The organism is Lelliottia sp. JS-SCA-14, from assembly GCF_035593345.1.
GTDB classification, from domain to species: Bacteria; Pseudomonadota; Gammaproteobacteria; order Enterobacterales; family Enterobacteriaceae; genus Enterobacter; species Enterobacter wanjuensis.
Genome location: NZ_CP141606.1, coordinates 3777915 through 3802141, shown reverse-complemented (window position 1 = coordinate 3802141; position 24227 = coordinate 3777915). Strand labels below are relative to the sequence as shown.

Annotated in this window: 21 protein-coding genes and 1 pseudogene; 14 read left to right on the top strand and 8 right to left on the bottom strand. The window is 57.5% G+C overall.

Going from position 1 to position 24227, the window contains the following annotated elements; genetic code table 11:
- The first annotated feature begins 51 nt into the window (after nucleotides 1–51).
- A complete protein-coding gene (gene eno / locus U9O48_RS17705; RefSeq protein WP_282492791.1) occupies nucleotides 52–1347 on the top strand; it encodes a phosphopyruvate hydratase in 1296 nt (431 codons plus the stop codon).
- A 59-nt stretch (nucleotides 1348–1406) separates the two neighbouring features.
- Here eno and U9O48_RS17700 read toward each other — a convergent pair whose 3' ends face one another.
- The gene (locus U9O48_RS17700) at nucleotides 1407–2231 is read right to left on the bottom strand and encodes a MurR/RpiR family transcriptional regulator (protein WP_324722890.1); all 825 of its coding nucleotides are present in this window, start codon (nucleotides 2229–2231) and stop codon (nucleotides 1407–1409) included.
- Between the two features lie 166 nt (nucleotides 2232–2397).
- On the opposite strand from U9O48_RS17700, the gene U9O48_RS17695 reads away from it, so the two are divergent.
- The 3 genes from U9O48_RS17695 (at nucleotide 2398) to queE (ending at nucleotide 5387) form a co-directional block, all read left to right on the top strand.
- Nucleotides 2398–3954, top strand: coding sequence for a PTS transporter subunit EIIC (locus U9O48_RS17695; protein WP_324722889.1), 1557 nt, complete (start codon nucleotides 2398–2400; stop codon nucleotides 3952–3954).
- Entirely contained in the window at nucleotides 3954–4643 is a 690-nt protein-coding gene (locus U9O48_RS17690; protein WP_324722888.1) for an N-acetylmannosamine-6-phosphate 2-epimerase, read from the top strand. The genes U9O48_RS17695 and U9O48_RS17690 overlap by 1 nt, the downstream gene beginning before the upstream one ends.
- A gap of 72 nt (nucleotides 4644–4715) precedes the next feature.
- On the top strand, nucleotides 4716–5387 hold the full coding sequence (queE, locus tag U9O48_RS17685) for a 7-carboxy-7-deazaguanine synthase QueE (RefSeq protein WP_285143737.1): 672 nt from the start codon (nucleotides 4716–4718) through the stop codon (nucleotides 5385–5387).
- Between the two features lie 109 nt (nucleotides 5388–5496).
- Here the strand turns inward: queE and U9O48_RS17680 are convergent, their stop codons facing one another.
- Together U9O48_RS17680 and U9O48_RS17675 are read right to left on the bottom strand one after the other, a co-directional pair.
- Complete coding sequence (locus tag U9O48_RS17680) at nucleotides 5497–6975, bottom strand: FGGY-family carbohydrate kinase (protein ID WP_324722886.1); 1479 nt, start codon at nucleotides 6973–6975, stop codon at nucleotides 5497–5499.
- Nucleotides 6948–8228 carry an MFS transporter gene (locus U9O48_RS17675; RefSeq protein ID WP_324722885.1) on the bottom strand — a complete coding sequence of 427 codons (1281 nt, stop codon included), beginning with the start codon at nucleotides 8226–8228 and terminating at the stop codon, nucleotides 6948–6950. Before U9O48_RS17675 ends, U9O48_RS17680 begins: the two co-directional genes overlap by 28 nt.
- 344 nt (nucleotides 8229–8572) lie before the next feature.
- Between U9O48_RS17675 and U9O48_RS17670 the strand changes: the two genes are divergently transcribed.
- The 5 genes and pseudogenes from U9O48_RS17670 to U9O48_RS17650 all read left to right on the top strand — a co-directional run bounded on the left by U9O48_RS17670 (nucleotide 8573) and on the right by U9O48_RS17650 (nucleotide 13861).
- The gene (locus U9O48_RS17670; RefSeq protein WP_285150865.1) at nucleotides 8573–9358 is read left to right on the top strand and encodes an SDR family oxidoreductase; all 786 of its coding nucleotides are present in this window, start codon (nucleotides 8573–8575) and stop codon (nucleotides 9356–9358) included.
- Nucleotides 9359–9418: 60 nt separating this feature from the next.
- The gene (locus tag U9O48_RS17665) at nucleotides 9419–10873 is read left to right on the top strand and encodes an FAD-binding oxidoreductase (RefSeq protein ID WP_282492799.1); all 1455 of its coding nucleotides are present in this window, start codon (nucleotides 9419–9421) and stop codon (nucleotides 10871–10873) included.
- A pseudogene (locus tag U9O48_RS17660) lies at nucleotides 10863–12283 on the top strand (MFS transporter). The gene U9O48_RS17665 and the pseudogene U9O48_RS17660 overlap by 11 nt, the downstream one beginning before the upstream one ends.
- Nucleotides 12261–13037: an electron transfer flavoprotein subunit beta/FixA family protein gene (locus U9O48_RS17655; protein ID WP_324722884.1), complete on the top strand. Its 777-nt coding sequence runs from the start codon at nucleotides 12261–12263 to the stop codon at nucleotides 13035–13037. The pseudogene U9O48_RS17660 and the gene U9O48_RS17655 overlap by 23 nt, the downstream one beginning before the upstream one ends.
- The gene (locus tag U9O48_RS17650) at nucleotides 13034–13861 is read left to right on the top strand and encodes an FAD-binding protein (RefSeq protein WP_324722883.1); all 828 of its coding nucleotides are present in this window, start codon (nucleotides 13034–13036) and stop codon (nucleotides 13859–13861) included. Before U9O48_RS17655 ends, U9O48_RS17650 begins: the two co-directional genes overlap by 4 nt.
- On the opposite strand, the gene U9O48_RS17645 is transcribed toward U9O48_RS17650, so the two are convergent.
- The 4 genes from U9O48_RS17645 to queD form a co-directional block, all read right to left on the bottom strand.
- On the bottom strand, nucleotides 13858–14433 hold the full coding sequence (locus U9O48_RS17645; RefSeq protein WP_324722882.1) for a glycerol-3-phosphate responsive antiterminator: 576 nt from the start codon (nucleotides 14431–14433) through the stop codon (nucleotides 13858–13860). The genes U9O48_RS17650 and U9O48_RS17645 overlap by 4 nt on opposite strands.
- Nucleotides 14434–14452: 19 nt before the next feature.
- Complete coding sequence (locus tag U9O48_RS17640; protein WP_324722881.1) at nucleotides 14453–14725, bottom strand: ferredoxin family protein; 273 nt, start codon at nucleotides 14723–14725, stop codon at nucleotides 14453–14455.
- On the bottom strand, nucleotides 14716–15984 hold the full coding sequence (locus U9O48_RS17635; RefSeq protein WP_324722880.1) for an FAD-dependent oxidoreductase: 1269 nt from the start codon (nucleotides 15982–15984) through the stop codon (nucleotides 14716–14718). The genes U9O48_RS17640 and U9O48_RS17635 overlap by 10 nt, the downstream gene beginning before the upstream one ends.
- 81 nt (nucleotides 15985–16065) lie before the next feature.
- Nucleotides 16066–16431, bottom strand: a complete 366-nt coding sequence (queD, locus tag U9O48_RS17630) for a 6-carboxytetrahydropterin synthase QueD (RefSeq protein ID WP_324724413.1) — start codon at nucleotides 16429–16431, stop codon at nucleotides 16066–16068.
- A gap of 309 nt (nucleotides 16432–16740) precedes the next feature.
- On the opposite strand from queD, the gene cysJ reads away from it, so the two are divergent.
- From cysJ to U9O48_RS17610, 4 genes are all read left to right on the top strand, one after another.
- Nucleotides 16741–18546 (top strand): NADPH-dependent assimilatory sulfite reductase flavoprotein subunit, encoded by a 1806-nt coding sequence (gene cysJ / locus U9O48_RS17625; RefSeq protein WP_324722879.1) that lies wholly within the window; start codon nucleotides 16741–16743, stop codon nucleotides 18544–18546.
- Entirely contained in the window at nucleotides 18546–20258 is a 1713-nt protein-coding gene (gene cysI / locus U9O48_RS17620; protein WP_282492807.1) for an assimilatory sulfite reductase (NADPH) hemoprotein subunit, read from the top strand. The genes cysJ and cysI overlap by 1 nt, the downstream gene beginning before the upstream one ends.
- 91 nt (nucleotides 20259–20349) lie before the next feature.
- A complete protein-coding gene (cysH, locus tag U9O48_RS17615; protein ID WP_324722878.1) occupies nucleotides 20350–21084 on the top strand; it encodes a phosphoadenosine phosphosulfate reductase in 735 nt (244 codons plus the stop codon).
- A gap of 267 nt (nucleotides 21085–21351) precedes the next feature.
- Nucleotides 21352–21504: a Hok/Gef family protein gene (locus U9O48_RS17610; RefSeq protein ID WP_285144832.1), complete on the top strand. Its 153-nt coding sequence runs from the start codon at nucleotides 21352–21354 to the stop codon at nucleotides 21502–21504.
- A 71-nt stretch (nucleotides 21505–21575) separates the two neighbouring features.
- Here the strand turns inward: U9O48_RS17610 and U9O48_RS17605 are convergent, their stop codons facing one another.
- The gene (locus U9O48_RS17605; protein ID WP_324722877.1) at nucleotides 21576–22619 is read right to left on the bottom strand and encodes an aminopeptidase; all 1044 of its coding nucleotides are present in this window, start codon (nucleotides 22617–22619) and stop codon (nucleotides 21576–21578) included.
- 240 nt (nucleotides 22620–22859) lie between these two features.
- On the opposite strand from U9O48_RS17605, the gene cysG reads away from it, so the two are divergent.
- Nucleotides 22860–24218, top strand: coding sequence for a siroheme synthase CysG (gene cysG / locus U9O48_RS17600; RefSeq protein ID WP_324722876.1), 1359 nt, complete (start codon nucleotides 22860–22862; stop codon nucleotides 24216–24218).
- Nucleotides 24219–24227: the final 9 nt, after the last annotated feature.

Here is a 24227-nt window from a genome sequence, read left to right as displayed (position 1 = left end):
TACGCGTTGTTTGTCTGGAGTTTTAGTTTAACTTGTACTGAGGAAAATCTAATGTCCAAAATCGTTAAAGTCATCGGTCGTGAAATCATCGACTCCCGTGGTAACCCGACCGTTGAAGCCGAAGTTCACCTGGAAGGTGGTTTCGTCGGTATGGCAGCTGCTCCGTCAGGTGCTTCTACTGGTTCCCGCGAAGCGCTGGAACTGCGCGATGGCGACAAATCCCGTTTCCTGGGTAAAGGCGTACTGAAAGCTGTTGGCGCGGTTAACGGTCCTATCGCTCAGGCAATCCTTGGCAAAGACGCCAAAGACCAGGCTGGCATCGATAAAATCATGATCGACCTGGACGGTACTGAAAACAAATCTAACTTCGGTGCGAACGCAATCCTGGCTGTGTCTCTGGCTAACGCCAAAGCCGCTGCTGCTTCTAAAGGTCAGCCGCTGTATGAGCACATCGCTGAACTGAACGGCACCCCAGGCAAATACTCCATGCCGGTTCCGATGATGAACATCATCAACGGTGGTGAGCACGCGGACAACAACGTTGATATTCAGGAATTCATGATTCAGCCAGTTGGCGCGAAATCCCTGAAAGAAGCGGTTCGTATGGGTTCTGAAGTGTTCCACAACCTGGCTAAAGTTCTGAAAGCTAAAGGTATGAACACTGCTGTTGGTGACGAAGGTGGCTACGCGCCTAACCTGGGTTCTAACGCAGAAGCTCTGGCTGTTATCGCTGAAGCAGTTAAAGCAGCGGGCTACGAGCTGGGCACCGACATCACCCTGGCGATGGACTGTGCAGCATCTGAATTCTACAAAGACGGTAAATACGTTCTGGCTGGCGAAGGCAACAAAGCCTTCTCTTCCGAAGAGTTCACTCACTTCCTGGAAGACCTGACCAAACAGTACCCAATCGTCTCTATCGAAGACGGTCTGGACGAATCTGACTGGGATGGTTTCGCATACCAGACTAAAGTACTGGGCGACAAAATCCAGCTGGTTGGTGACGATCTGTTCGTAACCAACACCAAGATCCTGAAAGAAGGTATCGACAAAGGCATCGTTAACTCCATCCTGATCAAATTCAACCAGATCGGTTCTCTGACCGAAACTCTGGCTGCGATCAAAATGGCGAAAGACGCTGGCTACACTGCCGTTATCTCTCACCGTTCAGGCGAAACTGAAGACGCTACCATCGCTGACCTGGCTGTTGGTACCGCTGCAGGCCAGATCAAAACCGGTTCTATGAGCCGTTCTGATCGCGTCGCTAAATACAACCAGCTGATTCGTATCGAAGAAGCACTGGGTGAAAAAGCGCCGTACAACGGTCGTAAAGAGATCAAAGGTCAGTAATCTACTGAGCTTTCACTCTTAAGAAAAAACCCGCTTCGGCGGGTTTTTTTATGGCTGATTTACAGCAGCAGGGGGAGTGTTGCGCTCGCCGTTTGCTGGCTGATATCGCCGTAGCGATCGTCGAGCGTGATAAGCGACGTCGCCAGCAACTCCACCAGCAGCATCACGCCCACTTTGGCGTTCAACGCCCCCGCGCTCAGCGGTCCTTCCGGTTTTGCTGCCACCAGTAACATGTCACTGATCGACGCCAGCGGGCTGCGCGGCGTGTTACTCAGCGCCAGCACCTTCGTGCCGCGTTTACGGGCAAGCTTCACGACGTGGAGCAGATCGCGCGTCGAGCCGGAGCTCGAAATCGCCACAATCAAATCGTCCGGGTTCAGGGTTGTCGCGTTCATTGATGCCCGATGCATATCGCTGAATAGCTGGGCCGGTTTCCCCAGACGCAGCAGTTTGTAGTGCAGGTAATCGCCGATAATGGCGCTGGCCGCGACACCGTAGATATAGACCGAACGCGACTGATGCAGCGCCTGCGCTGCGGCTAACAGCACCTCTCTGTCGAGCAGCTGCGAAGTATCCCGCAGCGCCTGCACCGACTCCTCCACCACTTCATCAATCTCATCGCCCTTTCGGGCAGGCGCCTGGATCCGCTGTACATCCAGCGCCAGCGCCATTTTGAATTCCGTATATCCCTTACACCCCAGCGCGCGGCATAAGCGCGTCACGCTCGCCTCGCTGGTGTCACTTTCGCGCGCCAGCTCGGTGATCGTCAGATAGAGCACTTTTGCAGGATCGTTTAACACGAACTCGCCCAGTTTTTGCTGAATGGGGCTGTACCCGGAGACGCTCTGGCGCAGCCTCAGCAGCAGGTTTTCATTTTCTGACATGCAGGATCCTTAATGCGTTTCTCTGCGGCTAGTGTGGCGGAAAGCGGGGGAGAGATGCCAGTCATTTTAAAAAAGTATGATCAATCCCACGATCTTTGGTGATAATTTTCAGTTTAATAAATTTGTATGGTAAAAATTTTCATCAATACACAGGGGAATTGAAATTATGATGCAAATGTTCAGTGGGGCCTCCTCGGGGGCGTGGTTTGAAAAGGCGCAGCGGTTCGGCAAATCGTTCATGCTGCCGATAGCCGTCCTGCCCGCAGCGGGCCTGCTGCTCGGGATTGGCGGGGCGTTGTCCAACCCCAACACGCTGACGGCCTATCCGTTCCTGGATGTCGGCTGGTTACAGGCGATTTTCACCATCATGAGCAGCGCGGGTTCGATTGTCTTTGCTAACCTCTCGGTGCTGTTTGCCGTGGGCGTGGCCGTCGGGCTGGCGAAAACCGACAAAGGCACCGCCGGGCTGGCGGCGCTGCTCGCTTTTCTGGTAATGAATGCCACCATCAATGCGCTGCTGATCCTTACCGGCACGCTGGCCCATGAAAATCCTGGCGCAGTCGGGCAGGGAATGACGCTGGGGATTCAGACGCTGGAAACCGGCGTCTTTGGCGGCGTGGTAATTGGTCTGGTGACCTGCGCGCTGCACCATCGCTTCAACAAAATCGCCCTGCCGCAGTTCCTCGGCTTCTTCGGCGGCTCGCGCTTTGTGCCGATTATCAGCTCGCTGGCGGCGATTGTGGTCGGTGCGCTGATGACGGTTGTCTGGCCGCACTTCCAGAAAATGATTTTTGGCCTCGGCGGCCTGGTGGATGCGACCGGGTATCTCGGCACCTTCTTGTACGGGTTTATCCTGCGTATGCTTGGCCCGTTCGGCCTGCATCACATCTTCTATCTGCCGTTCTGGACCACGGCGCTGGGCGGAAGTGAAATCGTCAACGGCCAGCTGGTGGAAGGGACGCAGCGCATCTTCTTCGCGCAGCTTGCCGACCCTAATACTCAGCAGTTTTACATCGGCACCTCGCGCTTCATGTCCGGGCGTTTTATCACCATGATGTTCGGCCTGCTGGGCGCGTGTCTGGCGATGTACCACACGGCAAAACCGGAAAACAAAAAACGCGTGGCGGGGCTGCTGCTCTCGGCGGCGCTGACCTCTTTCCTGACCGGGATCACTGAGCCGATTGAGTTCTCGTTCCTGTTTATCGCGCCGGTGTTATACGTTATCCACGCCTTCTTCGACGGGCTGGCGTTCATGATCGCCCACATTCTGCACATCACCATCGGGCAGACCTTCTCGGGCGGTTTCATCGATTTCATTCTGTTTGGCGTCCTGCAGGGCGAAGCCAAAACCCACTGGATGTACGTCCCGCTGGTCGGCGTGCCGTGGTTCTTCCTCTACTACTTCACCTTCCGCTACCTGATTAACCGCTTTGGTTTTGCGACGCCAGGCCGCGAGAAAGAGGCGGTTGTCGAAAGCTCGCTGCCACAGAGCGAACGCGCGGCGGCGGTGATTGCGGGTTTAGGCGGCAGGGATAATCTGGAAGAGGTGGACTGCTGCGCCACGCGTCTGCGCGTCACGGTAAAAGACGGCAGCAAGGTCGACGAAGCGGCACTGAAAGCGACCGGCGCACGCGGCGTCATCGTCCGAGGGAACGGGGTTCAGGTCATTTATGGCCCGCACGTCACCATCATTAAAAACGAAGTCGAAGAGAGTTTAGCGTAATGAAAACGGTACTGGATGTTTTGAAAGGCAAATTGATCGTCTCCTGTCAGGCGCTGGAAAACGAACCGCTGCACAGTTCATTCATCATGTCGCGCATGGCGCTGGCAGCCGCGCAGGGCGGGGCGGTCGCCATTCGCGCCAACAGCGTGGTGGATATTGCCGCCATCAAAGAGACCGTCTCTTTGCCGGTGATTGGCATCATCAAGCGTGATTATGCGGACAGTGAGGTGTTTATCACCGCGACGATGAAAGAGATCGACGAGCTGATGACGGTGACGCCGGAAATGATTGCCCTCGACGCCACCGACCGTCCGCGTCCAGGCGGCGAAACACTGGCCGCGCTGGTCGAGAAGATTCGCGCGCGCTATCCCTCTCTGCTGTTGATGGCGGATATCGCTACCGTCGCCGAGGCTAAAACCGCGCAGGATCTCGGATTTGACTGCGTCGGCACCACGCTTCATGGCTATACGGCGAATACGACAGGCCGTCTGTTGCGTGAAAATGATTGTGGATTCTTACGCGAGGTGCTGGCGGCGGCGACGATTCCTGTTGTCGCTGAAGGCAACGTCGAGACACCCGAACTGGCCGCGCGTTGCCTGGAATTAGGCGCGCATACGGTGGTGGTCGGCGGGGCGATCACGCGTCCACAGCAGATTACCGCCCGCTTTGTGGCGGCGATTGAGGCGTAAAGCACCGATCGGGCATGATACTTAGGCGGGGATCTGCGATACTTATCGTTTATCCCCTTTACTGAGATGACTATGCAGTACCCGATTAACGAGATGTTCCAGACCCTGCAAGGCGAGGGTTACTTCACCGGCGTTCCTGCTATTTTTATTCGTTTACAGGGATGCCCGGTCGGCTGTGCCTGGTGTGATACCAAACATACGTGGGATAAACTCGCAGATCGGGAAGTGTCGCTGTTTAGTATTCTGGCCAAAACCAAAGAGAGCGATAAATGGGGCGCTGGTAGCGCGGAAGACCTGCTGGCGATCATTGGTCGTCAGGGCTGGACTGCCCGCCACATCGTGATCACCGGTGGCGAACCCTGCATCCACGATCTCACCCCGCTGACGGATCTGCTGGAAAAGAATGGCTACAGCTGCCAGATCGAAACCAGCGGCACCCACGAAGTGCGCTGCTCCCACTCGACATGGGTGACCGTGTCGCCAAAAGTGAATATGCGTGGTGGGTATGACGTGCTGTCGCAGGCGCTTGAACGCGCCGATGAGATCAAACACCCGGTTGGACGCGTACGTGATATTGAAGCACTCGACGAACTGCTGGCGACGCTGACGGATGAAAAGCAGCGCATTATTGCCCTGCAGCCGATCAGCCAGAAAGACGACGCCACGCGTCTGTGCATCGAAACCTGTATCGCCCGCAACTGGCGTTTGTCGATGCAGACGCACAAGTATTTGAATATAGCCTGACTGAAATGCCGGGTGGCGGCTTCGCCTTACCCGGCCTACAAGGTCAATGTTTGCCAGGCCAACGGGTTTTGTAGGCCGGGTAAGCGCTAGCGCCACCCGGCAACACAGCTCACGCGTTCGACCAGCTCTGAATCGCCTCCACCTCGCTCAAATCCCCATGGAAAACCGCGTACGATTTTTTCAAAATCGGGTCGGTGTGCTGGGTGAGCTCTTTGAAGATCCCTTTGTTCATCGCCTCATAGCGCGCCGCGTGGGCCGCGACCGGCGTAAACACATCTTTCACCCGCACCATCTTCTCCACCGCCTGCTGATAAGACGGATACACACCCAACCCGACCGCCGTATTAATGGCCGAACCTAAGCTGGCGCAGCCGTTGATCGCATTGCGCTGCGTCGGCAGGTTAAACACGTCGGCGAAAATCTGCATAAACAGATCGCTGTTCGAGCCGCCGCCGGTGATGATCAGCCGCTTCGCCACGTGCTGCCTTTCAGCGCACATGTTGTCGTAATTGTTTTTCAGCGTCAGGGCGATGCTCTCCAGAATCGAGCGATAAATCCACGCGTAATCCATGGTGGCGTTAAAGCCAATCATAATTCCACGCTTATACGGTTCCCACGGGTTGGTCAGCCAGTCGAGGACGGTCATCAGGCCGTCGCAGCCCGGCGGCACGTGGCTGGCTTTCTGATTGAGATAATCTTCCGGTGAGACGCCCTGGGATTTGGCATCCTGAATCAGAGATTCACCGAGCATGTCGCGCAGCCAGCTCACCGTCCACATCCCTTTGCGAATGCCGTAGCCCTCGTACAGCAGAGTTTCAGGAATCGACGACATAATCGGCCAGTAGGCCTGCGGATCTTTTGGCAGCGTGGTGCCGTTCATCATCAGCGCGATATAGGTGCCAAGCGAAATCACCGCCGTTTCATCGTCGAGCAGACCGGCACCCAGCGCTTCGACCGCTTTGTCGCTGGTGCTGCACACCACCGGCAGACCCTGCGGGAAACCTGTCGCTTTTGCGGCCTCCGGGGTGATATGGCCCAGCACCGTGCCGGGCATCTGCACGTCAAACAGCATCTCGCGTGGGATGTTGAATTTCGTAAAGACCGCCTCGTCCTCGCTCCAGTCCCAGGTTTTGTAATCCACCGGCCACTGACCAAAGTAGTTGGCGATGTTGTCTTTGCGCTCGCCCGTCAGACGGTGCGAGAGATAACCCGAAAATGAGGTGACGTAAGCCACGTCTTTCTGCGTATGTTCATACGGACGCGTCACGCGCGCGTCCTGCCAGCTGATGAGCGGCGCAGCGGGCGTGCCGTCGGCTTTGAGCAGGGCGCGACAGCAGCGGATCGACCCGAGACCAATCCCGACAATCTCCTCCGGCATGCCGCCGAACTGGCGCATCAGATCTTTTCCCGCAGCGCACAGGGAAGTCCAGAGATCGTCGTCGGGATGTTCCACCGTGTCGGCATCGGGCGTGTGCATCGGCTGCAACAGCCCCTTGCCTTCGCACACCACGTTTCCCTTGAGGTCGTACATCACCACTTTGGTACTCTGACTCCCGCCATCTATTCCAATGATGTAATGCTTCGACATTGCTCTTCTCCTTTGATTTTCCGAAACAGCAGTAACGTAAAGACGATCACCATGCACACGGCGCACAGTCCCATCATCCACATATTGCGATAGGCTTCGGCGGCAGGCAGCGTATCCTGCCAGTGGCCGACGATAGGGTAAACAAAGACATCCGGCAGAAAGCCGATCACCGAGCAGATCCCGACGGTGGTGCCCATGATAAAGGTCGGCGTACGCGCCTCGCCGGGGCAGGCAAAATAGAGCCCACGAGAGGCGTAGCAGGTAAAGGCCAGCAGCAGAATCAGGCCAATCCCGATGGCGACGGACTGCGGTTGGCTGTTGGTGGCGAGCAGCGCCGCCAGCGTCAGCGCACTGACCACAGACAAGATCTGAATCACCCGCGTCGGGGATTTCACCCGGCTGTAGGTGGTGATGATCCCGCCGAGCGGGCCGCAGAAGGCGCGGAAGATTTTATTGATCACGATCCCCATGTAGCTCGCCGCCACCAGCGACATACCGTACATTTCCGTCAGATAGTTGGTGGAGTAGCTGAGGATGGCGTAGATCGTGTACACCCCGAAAATAATCAGGCTGCAGTACCAGGTGGTGCTGATGCGCAGAACCGAAAGAATGTCGCTGAGCTGAAAGGTTTTCTTGTCTGCCACCGCGCCGGGCGCGTTCTGGCTCGTCCCGTCGGCGACAAAGAACCAGCACAAGATCCCGAGCAGAATGTAGACCACGCTGTAGATCATGATCACCGTTTTCAGGCTGTTAGCGTCGTCCGGCGCAAAGCGCGAAAAGGCCCACATGGTAAACACCGCCAGCGACATTACCCCCACGCCACGCAGCCCTTCCATCCAGCCCATGATCTTACCCTGCTCGCTGCTGTCGCCGAGCATTGACGCGGCTTTGATGGATACCGACCAAAGCATCAAAATAGTGGTGATGGCGAACGCCACCTGAATCAGCAGCATCACCCACAGCGGGGGATAGGTGGCCATGATAAATCCTAGCAGGCCGGTAATGATCATCGCGGAGGTAATCATCTTGCGGTGCGAAAATTTATCGGCAATAACCCCACTCGGCGCGTAGAGAATAATTGCGGTTATTCCGAAAGTACTCATGATTAACCCTATTTCGGTATTGCTAAATCCCATAAATTTTGCCATCGGGATTTGATAGATATAGCGCAAATAGGCGAGATCAAAACTCACGCCACCGCTAAAACTAATAATGGCGAGGGTAATCCAGCGACGCCAGGGTGAATGTTGCATAGGGATCTCTCACGTTAGTGGTGCAGGTTAATAGGGTAAAAAACAAACAAAAAAAAGAGAAAAGTAAACCGCCTTTTCAGGAGGATTACTTTTCTCTTGGTCTCTAGTAATTACACTACAAATAACATGCGTGACGGTGTTTGAGTGTGAGAATAATCACGCTTCTGACCATTTGTTATTTCATGGGGCTGAAACACGGCTCTGTGATTTCCATCACATTAGACTCTACCTGGCTATGCTACAAATTATCCACAGTTACCAGAGAACATGAGAAAGGTGACTTCCCTCTTACCGGGGGAAGTTGCCTTTCTTTTTTTTTGCCTAAAGGATTGTGGAGCCACATTATGTCTATCGAGTCGCTTAACGCATTTTCTATGGATTTCTTCTCCCTGAAGGGAAAAACGGCGATCGTCACCGGGGGCAACAGCGGCCTGGGCCAGGCGTTCGCCATGGCGCTGGCAAAAGCGGGAGCCAACCTGTTTATCCCGAGCTTTATCAAAGACAACGGCGAAACCCGCGAGCTGATTGAGCAGCAGGGCGTGGAAGTCGAATTTATGCAGGTGGACATCACCGGCGACGGCGCGCCGCGCAAGATTATCGCCGCCTGCTGCGAGCGTTTTGGCACCGTCGATATTCTGGTTAACAACGCCGGGATCTGTAAGCTGAATAAAGTGCTGGATTTTGGTCGTGCTGACTGGGACCCGATGATCGACGTCAACCTGACGGCGGCATTTGAATTAAGCCATGAAGCGGCGAAAATTATGATCCCGCAGCAGAGCGGAAAAATCATTAATATTTGTTCGCTGTTCTCTTATTTAGGCGGCCAGTGGTCCCCGGCCTATTCGGCGACAAAACATGCCCTCGCTGGATTCACCAAAGCCTATTGTGACGAACTCGGGCAATATAATATTCAGGTCAACGGCATTGCGCCGGGATATTACGCCACGGAAATTACCACCGCTACCCGCAGTAATCCTGAAACCAATCAGCGCGTACTGGATCATATTCCGGCGAATCGCTGGGGCGATACTCAGGATTTAATGGGGGCGATGGTTTATCTCTCCAGTCGTGCGTCTGATTATGTCAATGGTCATTTATTAGTTGTCGATGGCGGCTATTTAGTCCGTTAATCATTTTCCGCTTAATCCGGTGGTTTCTGTTTATTACCGTTAAATCAGAAAGGAATTATTATGTCTTTATCCCGCGAAGCAATTGTTGAACAGGTAAAAGAAATTGTCGGTCCCGAGCGCGTGGTGACCGATGAAAACGTACTGAAGAAAAACAGCGTCGACCGCTTTCGAAAATATGCCGATATTCACGGCGTGTTTACCCTGCCTCTGCCCGCGGCGGTGGTGAAACTTGGCTCGACGCAGCAGGTTTCCGACGTGCTGGCATTTATGAATCAGCACAAAATCAACGGCGTACCGCGTACGGGAGCTTCCGCAACGGAAGGCGGGCTGGAAACGGTGGTGAAAAACTCGCTGGTGCTCGACGGCTCCGGGATGAACAAAATTATCGATATTGATATCGAAAACATGCAGGCCACCGCCCAGTGCGGCGTCCCGCTGGAAGTGCTGGAAAACGCGCTGCGCGCCAAAGGCTACACCACCGGCCATTCCCCGCAGTCCAAACCGCTGGCGCAGATGGGCGGGCTCGTGGCGACGCGCAGTATCGGCCAGTTTTCCACTCTTTATGGCGCGATCGAAGATATGGTGGTCGGGCTGGAAGCGGTGCTGCCGAACGGCACCATTACCCGCATCAAGAACGTGCCGCGTCGTGCCGCCGGGCCTGACATCCGTCATATCATCATCGGCAACGAAGGGGCGCTGTGCTACATCACTGAAGTGACAGTGAAAATTTTCAAATTCACCCCGGAAAACAATCTCTACTATGGCTACATTCTCGACGAGATGAAAACCGGCTTTGAGATCCTGCGCGAAGTGATGGTCGAAGGCTATCGTCCGTCGATTGCCCGCCTGTACGACGCCGAAGACGGAACGCAGCACTTCACCCATTTTGCTGAAGGCAAATGCGTGATGATCTTTATGGCCGAAGGCAATCCGCGCATGGCGCGCGCCACCGGGGAAGGGATCGCCGAGATTGTGGCGCGCTACCCGCAGTGCACCCGCGTGGACAGCAAGCTGATCGAAAACTGGTTCAACAACCTCAACTGGGGCCCGGAAAAAGTGGCTGCCGAGCGCGTGCAGATCCTCAAAACCGGCAACATGGGCTTCACCACCGAAGTGTCCGGTGACTGGAGCTGCATCAACCAGATTTACGAGCGCGTGATCCACCGTATCCGCACTGAATTCCCGCACGCGGACGACATCACCATGCTCGGCGGCCACTCCTCCCACAGCTACATCAATGGCACCAACATGTACTTCGTCTACGACTACAACGTGGTGGACTGTAAGCCGGAAGAGGAGATCGACAAGTACCACAACCCGCTGAACAAAATCATCTGCGAAGAGACGATCGCCCTCGGCGGTTCGATGGTGCACCACCACGGTATCGGTAAGCACCGCGTGCACTGGGCGAAAGCGGAGCACGGCACCGCCTGGGCGCTGCTGGAAGGGCTGAAAAAACAGTTCGATCCGAATGGCATTATGAATACCGGAACCATCTATCCGATTGAAAAATAATCACTGCTACGGCTTCTCCTCGGGGAAGCCGTCCTTTTTCCTGAAGGGGGAGCCATGAGCGCGTCACCCGTACGAATGGACGATCTGCCGCTAACCCGCTTTCACTGGCGTATTGCCGGTCTCACTTTTGGTGCCCATCTGACCGACGGCTACGTGCTCGGCGTCATCGGCTACGCGATTATTCCGCTCCAGTCACAGATGAACCTGACGGCGATGCAGGAGGGGATGGTCGGCGGCTCGGCGCTGTTTGGTCTGTTTCTCGGCAGCCTGATTCTGGGCTGGATCTCCGATCACATTGGCCGCCAGCGCATCTTCACCTTCAGCTTTCTGCTGATCACCCTGGCCTCCTTTCTGCAGTTTTTTGTCACCTCGCCGGAACAGCTGATTTTTCTGCGTGTCTTAATCGGTTTTGGCCTCGGCGGCGACTACTCCGTGGGCCACACGCTGCTGGCGGAATTCTCCCCCAAACGCTATCGCGGCATGCTGCTCGGCGCGTTCAGCGTGGTCTGGACCATCGGCTACGTGCTGGCGAGCGTGGCGGGGCATCTGTGGATCAACAGTGAACCCGAAACCTGGCGCTGGCTGCTGGCCTCCGCCGCCTTCCCGGCGCTGGCGATCACCCTGTTGCGGATGGGCACGCCGGAATCGCCCCGCTGGCTGATGCGCCAGGGGCGGATCGGCGAAGCGCACGCGGTGGTGCGGCGCTTTCTGGGGGCGAATGTGCTGCCCGGCGATGAAATTGCCAGCGTCACCACCCGCCATATCCGCACGCTGTTTTCCGCCCGCTACTGGCGGCGCACGGCGTTTAACAGCCTGTTCTTTATCTGTCTGGTGGTGCCGTGGTTTGTGATTTACACCTGGCTGCCGACCATCGCCGGGACGATTGGTCTGGAAGATGCCCTGACCGCGAGCCTGATCCTCAACAGCCTGCTGATTGTCGGCGCGCTGCTCGGGCTGGTGCTCACCTGGTCGCTCTCCCGACGCCAGTTTCTCATCAGCAGCTTTCTGCTGCTGGCGCTGACGCTCACGGCGCTGGCCTTCACACCCGCCAGCAACAGCACTCTGATCCTGCTGCTGTTCGTGCTGTTCAGCACCGCGATTTCGGCGGCGAGCAACCTGGTCGGAATTCTGCCCGCTGAGAGTTTCCCGACCGACATTCGCTCCCTGGGCGTGGGTTTCGCCACCGCCATGAGCCGACTCGGCGCGGCGATCGCCACCGGGCTGCTGCCGATGGCGCTGCTCTCCTGGGGAATGCGCAACACGCTGCTGATGCTGGTCGCGGTCCTGCTGGTCGGGCTGCTGGTGTCGCTCCTGTGGGCGCCGGAAACCAAAAATCTATCGCTGGTGGAGGCGGCCGAGCTGCCGCCAAAGCCGCTGGGAAAGGTGAATGAACATTCTGTTGGCATTTAAGGCCGAGCCGGATCTGTCGATGCTGTCAGAGGCCGACTGGCAGGCGGCGGCCCGCAGTGGAACGGGCCCGGATCGCACGCTGATGCGCTCGCTCATGGGCAATGACGAGCAGGGCGCGGCGGAGCTGATGCTGCTGGCGCGCGACGTTAATCCTGCACTGGAACTCAGCGCAGTGACGATTGGCGACGACCGCGCGCTGCCGATGCTGCGCCATCTGGCGGCGCTGGGGTTTTCCCGCCGGACGTTGCTGACCTGCGAGGAGGAGCTCCGCTTTTCCCCCGCGTTTGTGGCGCAGCAGCTGGCGGAACAGGTTCGGGAACAGAACGCGGGTCTGGTGCTGCTGGGCACGCAAAGCAGCGAAGGTCAGAACGGACAAACCGGCTGGCTGCTGGCGGAGATGCTCGGCTGGCCCTGTTTGTCTTCCGTATGCGGATTGAACGTGGACGGCGAGGGTTTTATCGTCGAGTGTGAGGATTTGCACCAGCGCAGCCGGTGGTCGGTGCATCAGCCAGCGGTACTGAGGGTGCAGAATCGCGGGCAGATGGCGCTGCGGGTGCCGGGCATGCGGGCGCGGCTGGCAGCGGCGAAAGCGCAGATCGAACAGCGGCCATGCGAGGCGGCGGCAGCAAAGGTCTCCTGCCTCAGTCTCGCGCGCCACCTCTCTCGCCGCAGCGGGATCATCATCGACGAACCCGCCCCGCAGGCCGCGCAGCGTCTGTGGAATGACTACCTGGCGCAGAGGATGCAGCCATGAACATCGCGATGGTGATACTCAAACCCGAAGACGAAGGCCCGATGGCGGATTTTCTGGCCGCTCATCAACTTCACCCGCAGTGTTGCTGGTGCATAAACGGAGGAAACACAGAGGCGCTTCTGCCCGCGCTGGAAGCGGCGTTTATCACCGATTCGCCGGAGATGGTGCTGTTTCCCTCCGCAGCGGCAGGCGACGAACTGGCCACCCGCCTGGCCTGGCGCCTGCGCGGAAGCGCGATTTGCCAGGTCCAGAGCTGGAACAACGAGACGCACACCGTCACTAAAGCCGTTTACGGCAGCGCCCTGACGGCCACGCTGCGGCCTGAACGTCTCCCGATTTGCCTGTCGCTGGCGGCGAATCTTCCTCGCCTTAATGCTGTGTTCCCGACGGATATTCCCACCACAGAGATAGTGCCGATTGAGATTTCTGGCGGATTACCGGAGCCTGAGATCCTCACCAAATTCGCGCATCCGTTGCAGTCAGCGCGCGTTGTGCTGGCGACGGGGCAGGGAGCGACGGGTGAGATTTTTGATCAACTCGCCGCCGCACTCCACTCTGAACCCGCTTTCACCCGGCAAAGAGTGATGGCGGGAGGCTGCGATGAACAGCGAATGCTCGGGATCTCCGGACAAAGCGTCGCACCCGAGGTGTGTCTGATCGCGGGCGCGTCCGGCGCGTCGGCGTTTATGGCAGGCGTCTCGCAAAGCCGGTTTATTGTGGCGATCAATCAGGATCGAGACGCCGCCGTGTTTGCCGCGGCGGACGTGGGTGTGGTGGGGGATGCGCAGGAAGTGCTTCAGGCGCTGGTGGCGTGCCGGGATTAATTCAGATCTTTTGCCAGCTTCCACACGTCGGTATTGGTGGTGGAGAGCGCCAGCACGCCAGCGGCGATCGCATTGCGGGCGTCCTCTTCATCGCACACCAGTCCGCCCGCAATCAGCGGCTGGCGCACTTTCTCCGTGACCCAGTTCAACACCTTCGGCATACAGCCGGGCAGGATTTCGATGCAGTCGGCGTTGGACTGCGCCACCTGCTTATCGATGTTATGAAACGAAATTGAATCGACGATAAACAGGCGGTGAATGCAGAAAAAGCCCTCGGCGCGGGCGGCTTTCAGCATGTTCGGCTTGGTGCTGATGATCCCGTCGGCCTGGGTCACCAGCTTGAGAAACTGAATCACAATCTCTTTATTCGACGCCCCTTCCAGTAAATCGACATGGATAAAGGCCATTTTCCCGGCCTGTTTGATCTTTTGCACGATCCCGGTGATGGTGCAGATATTGCCGTAGAGCACGGAAATAAACTGGCAGTCTGAGTCGATAGCCAGCTGCAGGCTGGCGTTGTCTTTAACCGCCGCGATAACGGGGTTTTGTCTGAGCAGGTGAAGAATTGGCACGCGTTGATCCTTATTATTTTTAGCCAAAACGCAGGGTCAACCCCGCGCCGGAAGGGGGATACTGCCACCCGGCCAGCGCGTCGCTGCCCGCCAGAAGTCGGCAGCAGCCGCACTCAAGGCAGCCCTGAAAATGCACATTTACCCTGCCAGCAGAATCGGGCGTAAACAACCCTGCAGGGCAGATCTTTTGCAGGAGTAAAATCTGTTCGTCGCTGAGGTTTTCCCGCAGCTGAATGTGGGGTTCTCCGGCGGGATGGTAGCAATTGTGCGCCAGACTTTCGTTTACAGACATCGCAGACTCCTCAGAATATCAGCGCCCATCCGTGCAACGCCGAAGCGCCGCGTATGACGCAGCAGGATGCGCCACAGGGGCGGATTAGCGTCGGTTCCTGCTCGCGTTAAATCGCGCATCACGGCGCGGCTGAATTCCGGCCACTGGTGATAAAAACTCTCCCGCTGCAGCAGGGCGGGAACATCGCGATAGCGCTGGAGCTGATGCCAGAGCGCGCTGCGTTCCAGTTCGCGGTCAAACAGCGTTTGCAGCGGTTTTTCAGGCGCGCGGAAATGGGTGATAAGCGCCTGCGCGGCGGCCTGGGCGCTTAGCATCGCGGTGTCCATCCCCCGGACCGTCACGCCGGTATTGATGCAGGTGCGCAGGGCATCGCCAATCAGCAGCCAGCCCTCACCGGCGCGCTGCAGGGGCACCGAACTCAGGCCGCCTTCCGGCACCAGATGGGCAGCATATTCCAGGGTTTCGGCGTCGCGAATTAACGGGCGCAGCGTCGGGTGATGTTTCAGTTTTGCCAGCAGAGAGGAGGCGGAACCCGGTCCGTTTCGCATGGACGCCAGCGGGGCGACAATCCCCAGCGAAAGAGAGTGCTGATTGGTGTAAAGGAAAGCCCCGGCGGGTTTAGTGCCGCAGATTTGCCCGCTGAACAGCCAGGCCGCGCCGTCGTTCTCTTCCAGATGGAAACGTTCCTGAATGCGCGCGGGGTCAAGGGCGAGCGTCTCTTTGATGCCCAGCGCCATCTGCTCCATCGACGGGCGAGAGACCAGATTCTGCTGCTCGGCGAGCAGGGTGTTTGCCCCTTCGGCCAGCACCACGACGCGCGCTCTTAACAACTCACCCTCGCACATCACGCCCGTAATGCGGCCCTGTTCGCGGTGCAACGCATCGACAGTCACGCCACACAGCAATAGAGCGCCCGCGGCTTCCGCCTGCGCGGCCAGCCAGGGATCGAACCGGGCGCGGAGCAGGCTCCACGACGGGCTCGCCGGGTTTTGCGCGCACAGGGTCGTCGCCCCGTCAGCGGTTAACAGAGAGAAATGCTCGCGGGTAATACGCCGCTCTAAGGGCGCATGAGTGTGAAAATCGGGGAGAATATCGGCGAGGGCGTAACCGTAAAGCCTGCCGCCAGAGAGGTTTTTGCTGCCGGGCTGTTCGCCGCGCTCGATGAGCAGAACGGACAATCCGGCGCGGGCACTGAGCAGAGCGCAGGTCGAACCGGCAATCCCTGCGCCAATGATAATAAGGTCAAAATCGTCCGCCACCTTGCGCTCCTTTTCCTGAGAACGCACAACCCTAACATAGCGAAATTAAAGGGAGTTTGACCGCTGCCTCAAAGGCAAAAATCACTCGCCGCGATAAACGCAGCCGGCCGTGCAGGTCTCTTTGATCATCACGCTGCTCAGCAGCGGGACCAGAGGTTTCATCTGTTCCCAGATCCATTTCGCCAGCACTTCGCTGGTCGGATTTTCAAGGCCGGGAATATCGTTCAGATAATAGTGATCGAGTCGGTCGTAGGTCGGCTTGAAAGCGGCTTTCAGCTCGGAGAAGTCCATGATCCAGCCCGTGTGCGGATCGACTTCACCGGTAATTTCAAGACGCACCATGAACGAGTGTCCGTGCAGACGGCCGCATTTGTGTCCTTCTGGAACATGCGGCAGGTGGTGGGCGGCTTCGAAGATGAAATCTTTAAACAGTGTGGTGGACATGATGTGCTCTCAGTAATGCGAATGCGGAAAAAACCGCCGCATAGTACCGGAAAGACCCTTTTTTCGCATTAACTAAAACGGCCCTTGTCCCGGATGCGAGCTTTTCTCATCCTTTGTGACTATAAAAAGCAGCTAATTCAACAGTTTGCTTTATCGGTTTTAATGTTAAGAACCATGACTAAAAGCGGTTAGTTCTTTTGGTTATTTATTATTTCCATCCCTTCTTTAATTGTTATTATCCCCGCCGTTAACCTTATCTCTAGTTTGGTCTTTTTGCATAAATTCCGCTTTGCTACTGGAACATAACAACGCATGACAACACAGGCCCCACCTTCGAATTTGCTTCCCCTGAACCCGGAGCAACTGGCGCGCCTTCAGGCGGCCACCACTGATTTTTCACCCACCCAGCTCGCCTGGGTCTCCGGTTATTTCTGGGGAATGCTCAATCAACAGCCTGGGGCTGTGGCGACGACTGCACCTGCCGCGGTGGAAATTCCGGCGATTACGCTGATCTCCGCGTCGCAAACGGGCAACGCCCGCCGCGTGGCAGAAGCGCTGCGCGACGACCTGCTGGCCGCCAAACTGAACGTGAACCTGGTCAACGCCGGGGATTATAAATTCAAACAAATCGCGTCAGAAAAACTGGTGGTCGTGGTGGCCTCCACGCAGGGCGAGGGCGAACCGGCGGAAGAAGCGGTTGCGCTACATAAATTCCTGTTCTCGAAAAAAGCGCCAAAACTCGACGGCACCGCGTTTGCGGTCTTTGGCCTCGGCGATACTTCTTATGAATTCTTCTGCCAGTCCGGCAAAGACTTCGACAGCAAACTGGCGGAGCTGGGCGCAGAGCGCCTGCTGGACCGCGTCGACGCTGACGTGGAATATCAGCCCGCCGCCGCTGAGTGGCGCGCACGCATCGTTGAGGTGCTGAAAGCGCGCGTCCCGACGGAGTCCGCCGCGCAGGCCGCGGTGACCGCCTCGGGCGTGGTCAACGAAGTGCTGACCAGCCCGTACACTAAAGAAGCGCCGCTGACGGCGAGCCTGTCGGTGAATCAGAAAATCACCGGTCGCAACTCGGAAAAAGACGTTCGCCATATCGAAATCGATCTCGGGGATTCCGGTTTACGCTATCAGCCGGGCGATGCGCTCGGCGTCTGGTATCAGAACGATCCAAAGCTGGTGAAAGAGCTGGTAGAGCTGCTGTGGCTGAAAGGCACCGAAACCGTCACCCATGACGGCAAAACCCTGCCGCTCTCCGAAGCGCTCCAGTGGCATTTCGAGCTGACGGTCAACACGGCGAACATCGTTGAGAATTACGCCACTCTGACGCGCAGCGAATCCCTGCTGCCGCTGGTGGGCGACAAAGCCAAACTCCAGCATTACGCGGCGACCACCCCGATTGTTGACATGGTGCGTTTTGCGCCAGCTCAGCTGGATGCGGAGGCACTCATCGGCCTGCTGCGTCCGCTGACGCCGCGCCTCTACTCCATCGCCTCATCGCAGGCGGAAGTGGAGAGCGAAGTGCATATCACCGTCGGCGCGGTACGCTTTGATATTGAAGGCCGTGCGCGCGCCGGTGGGGCATCGAGCTTCCTCGCCGATCGCGTCGAAGAAGAGGGCGAAGTGCGGGTGTTCATCGAGCACAACGACAACTTCCGTCTGCCGGCTAACCCGGAAACGCCGGTGATCATGATTGGTCCTGGCACCGGCATCGCCCCGTTCCGCGCCTTCCTGCAGCAGCGCGCGGCGGATGAAGCGCCGGGCAAAAACTGGCTGTTCTTCGGCAACCCGCACTTTACGGAAGATTTCCTTTATCAGGTGGAGTGGCAACGCTACGTCAAAGAGGGCGTGCTGAACCGCATCGATCTGGCCTGGTCTCGCGACCAGAAACAAAAAATATACGTACAAGACAAACTGCGCGAACAGGGCGCAGAGCTGTGGGCATGGATCAATGACGGTGCCCATCTTTATGTCTGTGGCGACGCGAATCGCATGGCGAAAGACGTCGAGCAGGCTTTGCTGGAAGTGATTGCCGAATTCGGTGGTATGGATGCCGAAACGGCGGATGAATTTTTAAGTGAGCTGCGCGTAGAGCGCCGTTATCAGCGAGATGTCTACTAATGAGCGAAAAACACCCTGGCCCACTGGTGGTCGAAGGCAAACTGACGGACGCCGAGCGCATGAAGGTAGAGAGCAACTACCTGCGCGGCACCATTGCCGAAGATTTAAATGACGGTCTGACCGGCGGTTTCAAAGGCGACAACTTCCTGCTGATCCGCTTCCACGGCATGTACCAGCAGGACGACCGCGATATCCGCGCCGAGCGTGCTGAGCAAAAACTCGAACCCCGTCATGCGATGCTCCTGCGCTGTCGTCTGCCGGGTGGTGTCATCACCACGAAGCAGTGGCAGGCGATTGATAAGTTCGCCCACGACAACACTATTTACGGCAGCATTCGTCTGACCAACCGTCAGACCTTCCAGTTCCACGGCATTCTGAAGAAGAACGTCAAACCGGTGCATCAGATGTTGCACTCCGTGGGCCTCGACGCGCTGGCGACCGCCAACGACATGAACCGTAACGTGCTCTGCACCTCGAACCCGTTCGAGTCCGAGCTGCACGCCGAAGCCTACGAATGGGCGAAAAAGATCTCTGAACATCTGCTGCCGCGCACTCGCGCCTACGCGGAGATTTGGCTCGATCAGGAGAAGGTCGCGACCACGGACGAAGAGCCGATCCTCGGTCAGACCTATCTGCCGCGTAAGTTCAAAACCACCGTGGTGATCCCGCCGCAGAACGATATCGATCTCCACGCCAACGACATGAACTTCGTGGCGATTGCCGAGAACGGCAAGCTGGTGGGCTTCAACCTGCTGGTGGGCGGCGGCCTGTCGATTGAGCACGGCAACAAGAAAACCTACGCCCGTACGGCGAGCGAGTTTGGCTATATCCCGCTGGAGCACACCCTGGCGGTGGCCGAGGCGGTGGTGACCACCCAGCGCGACTGGGGCAACCGTACGGATCGTAAAAACGCGAAAACCAAATACACCCTTGAGCGCGTCGGCGTCGAGACCTTTAAGGCGGAAGTGGAGCGTCGCGCAGGGATCACCTTCGCGCCGATCCGTCCGTACGAGTTCACCGGTCGCGGCGATCGCATCGGCTGGGTGAAAGGCATCGACAATAAATGGCATCTGACGCTGTTTATCGAGAACGGTCGTATTCTGGATTATCCAGGCCGTCCGCTGAAAACCGGTCTGCTGGAAATTGCTAAGATCCATAAAGGCGAGTTCCGCATCACGGCGAACCAGAACCTGATCATCGCCGGGGTGCCGGAAAGCCAGAAAGCGAAGATTGAGAAGCTGGCGCGGGATCATACGCTGATGGATGCGGTGAAACCGCAGCGCGAAAACTCGATGGCCTGCGTCTCCTTCCCGACCTGTCCGCTGGCGATGGCCGAGGCCGAGCGTTTCCTGCCGTCGTTCACCGATAAAGTGGAAGCGGTGCTGGAGAAACACGGCATCGGCGACGAACACATTGTGATGCGCGTGACCGGCTGCCCGAACGGCTGTGGCCGTGCGCTGCTGGCGGAGCTGGGGCTGGTGGGGAAAGCGCCGGGACGCTACAACGTCCATCTTGGCGGCAACCGCAGCGGGACACGCATTCCGCGCATGTATCGCGAAAACATTACCGAACCGGAAATTCTCGACTCCCTCGACGAACTGGTCGGACGCTGGGCGAAAGAGCGCGAAGCGGGTGAAGGCTTCGGCGACTTTACGGTGCGTGCGGGCATCGTCCGTCCGGTGCTCGATCCGGCGCGGGATTTCTGGGAGTAGTGCGGTCTGTTGCCCGGTGGCGCTAGCGCAGACGGTTTTTGTAGGCCTGATAAGCGAAGCGCCATCAGGCAACGCAAACAGTGAGGAACTTATGTCCAGACTCGATCTAAACGCCCTTAACAATCTGCCCAAAGTCGAACGCATTCTCGCGCTCGCAGAAACCAACGCTCAGCTTGAGAAACTCGACGCACAGGGCCGCGTCGCTTGGGCGCTGGAAAACCTGCCGGGCGATTATGTGCTCTCGTCGAGCTTTGGCATTCAGGCGGCGGTGAGTTTGCATCTGGTGAATCAGATCCGCCCGGACATTCCGGTGATCCTCACGGATACCGGCTACCTGTTCCCGGAAACCTATCAGTTCATCGATGAACTGACGGACAAGCTCAAACTGAATCTCAAGGTCTATCGCGCGGAGCAGAGCGCGGCGTGGCAGGAAGCGCGCTACGGTAAGCTGTGGGAGCAGGGCGTTGAGGGTATTGAGAAATACAATGAGCTCAACAAAGTCGAGCCGATGAATCGGGCGCTGAGTGAGCTGAACGGTAAAACCTGGTTTGCTGGTTTACGCCGCGAGCAGTCCGGCAGTCGGGCCAGTTTACCGGTGCTGGGCATTCAGCGCGGGGTGTTTAAAGTCCTGCCGATTATCGACTGGGACAACCGCACCGTGTACCAGTATCTGCAACAGCACGGGCTGAAATACCATCCGCTGTGGGATCAGGGCTATCTGTCGGTGGGCGACACCCATACCACACGCAAGTGGGAGCCGGGTATGGCAGAAGAAGAGACGCGCTTCTTCGGGCTCAAGCGTGAGTGCGGCCTGCACGAAGGGTAAGTTTTGAGTTGAAAGCTGTCTGATGCCTCCGTTTGTCATGAGCGGGGGCATTTTTATTGCGAGGCGCATTCTGCATTTAGCACAACAGGTTTGGGCAGGGACGGTGTGATACGTACTATGGCGGCGGGTGCTTGAGGCTAACTGGCTTTGAGCATTTTCAAGGTTCCAGTTAGGCGAAAGCCCCAGGAGATATTTCTATCCACCTGAGGCCGACGTCTAAACCGAGACAGTTTGGATGTTAGCCTCTTCTTTGCATGGAGGCAATACATGCTGACCAAATACGCCCTGGTGGCAATCATCGTGCTGTGTGCCACAGCATTAGGATTCACCTTGATGGTGCGAGACTCGCTTTGCGAGTTGAGTGTCAGAGAGCGTGGTATGGAGTTCAGAGCTGTTCTTGCTTGCGAACCGAAGAAGTAGCAACAACGCGGGGGTGACCCCGCGTATTGCGCTGTCAGGGTTTAACCTCATGCACCCATTCCCTTTTCTGCTCAGGCTTTCCCCGCTTTCGTCAGCTCCTTCACCAGCGGCAGCATCACTTTCACCACGTCACGGCTGCGATGTTCGATGCGCTGGGGCAGCGCCTGATCGATATGCTGCTGGTTGTCCAGCCTCACATCATGCCAGCTGGTGCCCTCGGGGAAAGCTCTGGATTTGTTGCGCTGCTGATAGCCATCTTTTTTGCCCAGCGACCAGTTCGTCGCCTCGACGTACAGCACCGGGATCCCCGCCTGATCAAAGACTTCGCCATCGCCGCAGCAGCCGGTGCCTTTCGGGTAATCAGGGTTACGCCCCGGATTGATCGCCGCCAGAATGCCCTGGCTGCGCGCAATGGCCAGCGCGCGGTCGCGCGTCAATTTGCGCACGGAGTTCGGTGTGCTTTTGCCGCTGTTGAAATAGAGCTTATCGCCGACGATCAGGTTATCGAGGTTAATAACCAGCAGGGTGTTTTTCTTCTCCGCCGCGCTCATGCGCGCCAGCAGATTTTCCGCGCCGAGTTTGCCTTCTTCTTCGCCGCTGGTGGCGACAAAACGAATGCCGTATTGGGTCGGAATGTCTTTCATGCGCTCGGCCAGCTCTAACATCACGCCAACACCGGCGGCATTATCGTCGATCCCCTGCAGCGTCAGGCCGCCGAGATTGTTGTCGGTGTCCGCGTCGCTCATCGGCGCGAAGGTATCGAGATGCGCCATGATAATAATCTGCTGCGCCGTTTTGCCCTCATGCGCGGCGATAACCGTACTGCCGGTCACGTTGTGCCAATTTTTACTGTTATTGCGTGAGGTATAAATGTAGCGGCTGTGAAAGGCGCGAATATCGCTCTGGTAGCCCATCTGTGCAAACTGCTGGCGAACGTAATCCGCCGAGAGCATTTCTGCGGGCGTCCCCGTCATTCGGCCCGGGAACATGGTCGCAATATGGCGCGCCTGAGTGGATGCGATCTCACCCAACGGGTGAGTGGTTGCCTGAGCCGGGAGGATACAGCAAACGCCGAACGCCAGGGCAGCGATACGGTGGCGCATTGCGCGAAACATAGTGAGTCCTTAAAAAATAGAACAAAATTTTAACGCGCCTAGTATGAAACTGTGACCGCGCTTACACAATTTCATTTGCTCTTAAATGCCCGATATTTCGCGCGTTAAGCACTTTTTGATATTAGCTTTCCTGAGTCGTTATTCCATTGAGTAACTACTCATTCCAATTCGTAATTTCATTCACTCTAAGCCGCCCCCTATAGTCCCACTATTCCTGTTGTTGAGACGAGTTAGTGCATCGTGGACTATCTGCCGCTGTTTGCTTCATTAAAAGACCGTCCGGTGCTGGTTGTCGGGACGGGCGAAATCGCCGATCGCAAAATCGCTTTTTTACAGCGGGCGGGCGCGCAGGTGCAGATTGTCACAGCGTCAGAGTTTGATGAGTCACAGCTGGACCATGTGGTGCTGGTGATTGCCGCGACGGACGATCGCGCCCTGAACCGTCGGGTGTTCGACGCGGCCAATGCCCGCCACCGGCTGGTGAATGTGGTGGACGACCAGCCTTTGTGCTCATTTATCTTTCCCTCGATTGTCGACCGTTCTCCGCTGCTGATTGCCATCTCCTCTGGCGGCAACGCGCCGGTACTGGCGCGTCTGCTGCGTGAAAAGCTCGAAGCGCTGTTGCCTGCAAGCCTGGGCCGAATGGCGGAGGTCGCGGGCAGTTTTCGTGAACGCCTGAAATCGCAGGTGACCACGACCGCCGGACGCCGCCGCTTCTGGGAGCAGGCCTTCCGCGGGCGTTTCGCCAGCCTGATGGCGGCGGGAAACGAACAGGCAGCCGAGCGCGAGCTGGAGCAGTCGCTTCAGGCTTCGGAAAAACAGCAGGGCGAAATTATTCTGGTCGGTGCCGGGCCGGGAGACGCCGGGCTGCTGACGCTGCGTGGTCTGCAGGTTATTCAGCAGGCAGACGTGGTCTTTTACGATCATCTGGTGAGCGACGAGGTGCGTGAGCTTATTCGTCGCGATGCCGAGCAAATCTGCGTCGGTAAACGGGCGAGCGAGCACTCGGTGCCGCAGCACGAAACCAACCAGATGCTGATTGACGCCGCACTGGCCGGAAAAACCGTGGTGCGCCTCAAAGGCGGTGACCCCTTTATCTTCGGGCGCGGCGGCGAAGAGCTGCAGGCAGCCGCGCAGGCGGGCGTGCCGTTTCAGGTCGTGCCTGGTATCACGGCGGCCTCTGCGGTGACGGCCTACGCCGGCATCCCGCTCACGCATCGCGACTACGCCCAGAGCGTGACCTTCGTCACCGGGCATTACAAAGCCGACAGCACGCCGTTTGACTGGGCGCAGCTGGCGCAGAGTCGTCAGACGCTGGCGATCTACATGGGCACCATGAAAGCCGCTGACATCAGCGAACAATTGATTCGTCACGGACGCGATAAGGCGACGCCGGTGGCGGTGATTTCACGCGGAACGCGCAGCGATCAGCATGTCGCGACCGGCACCTTACAACACCTTGCAAACCTGGCGAAAAATGCCCCCATGCCCGCCCTGATTGTGGTGGGAGAGGTGGTTGAGCTGCATCAGACGCTCGCCTGGTTTCAACACACAACCAACCCGGAAAGCTTTGGCTCTTCTGTGGTGAATCTGGCTTAAGGACTGGTT

What these genes read in the sequence shown, in the direction of transcription:
- U9O48_RS17640 (WP_324722881.1), bottom strand. Translation starts at nt 14,725, where the DNA reads ATGTCTGTAAACGAAAGTCTGGCGCACAATTGCTACCATCCCGCCGGA.
- U9O48_RS17605 (WP_324722877.1), bottom strand. Translation starts at nt 22,619, where the DNA reads ATGTTTCGCGCAATGCGCCACCGTATCGCTGCCCTGGCGTTCGGCGTT.
- U9O48_RS17695 (WP_324722889.1), top strand. Translation starts at nt 2,398, where the DNA reads ATGATGCAAATGTTCAGTGGGGCCTCCTCGGGGGCGTGGTTTGAAAAG.
- U9O48_RS17655 (WP_324722884.1), top strand. Translation starts at nt 12,261, where the DNA reads ATGAACATTCTGTTGGCATTTAAGGCCGAGCCGGATCTGTCGATGCTG.
- cysJ (WP_324722879.1), top strand. Translation starts at nt 16,741, where the DNA reads ATGACAACACAGGCCCCACCTTCGAATTTGCTTCCCCTGAACCCGGAG.
- cysI (WP_282492807.1), top strand. Translation starts at nt 18,546, where the DNA reads ATGAGCGAAAAACACCCTGGCCCACTGGTGGTCGAAGGCAAACTGACG.
- U9O48_RS17665 (WP_282492799.1), top strand. Translation starts at nt 9,419, where the DNA reads ATGTCTTTATCCCGCGAAGCAATTGTTGAACAGGTAAAAGAAATTGTC.
- U9O48_RS17675 (WP_324722885.1), bottom strand. Translation starts at nt 8,228, where the DNA reads ATGCAACATTCACCCTGGCGTCGCTGGATTACCCTCGCCATTATTAGT.
- U9O48_RS17700 (WP_324722890.1), bottom strand. Translation starts at nt 2,231, where the DNA reads ATGTCAGAAAATGAAAACCTGCTGCTGAGGCTGCGCCAGAGCGTCTCC.
- U9O48_RS17650 (WP_324722883.1), top strand. Translation starts at nt 13,034, where the DNA reads ATGAACATCGCGATGGTGATACTCAAACCCGAAGACGAAGGCCCGATG.
- cysH (WP_324722878.1), top strand. Translation starts at nt 20,350, where the DNA reads ATGTCCAGACTCGATCTAAACGCCCTTAACAATCTGCCCAAAGTCGAA.
- eno (WP_282492791.1), top strand. Translation starts at nt 52, where the DNA reads ATGTCCAAAATCGTTAAAGTCATCGGTCGTGAAATCATCGACTCCCGT.
- queE (WP_285143737.1), top strand. Translation starts at nt 4,716, where the DNA reads ATGCAGTACCCGATTAACGAGATGTTCCAGACCCTGCAAGGCGAGGGT.
- U9O48_RS17680 (WP_324722886.1), bottom strand. Translation starts at nt 6,975, where the DNA reads ATGTCGAAGCATTACATCATTGGAATAGATGGCGGGAGTCAGAGTACC.
- U9O48_RS17690 (WP_324722888.1), top strand. Translation starts at nt 3,954, where the DNA reads ATGAAAACGGTACTGGATGTTTTGAAAGGCAAATTGATCGTCTCCTGT.
- U9O48_RS17610 (WP_285144832.1), top strand. Translation starts at nt 21,352, where the DNA reads ATGCTGACCAAATACGCCCTGGTGGCAATCATCGTGCTGTGTGCCACA.
- U9O48_RS17670 (WP_285150865.1), top strand. Translation starts at nt 8,573, where the DNA reads ATGTCTATCGAGTCGCTTAACGCATTTTCTATGGATTTCTTCTCCCTG.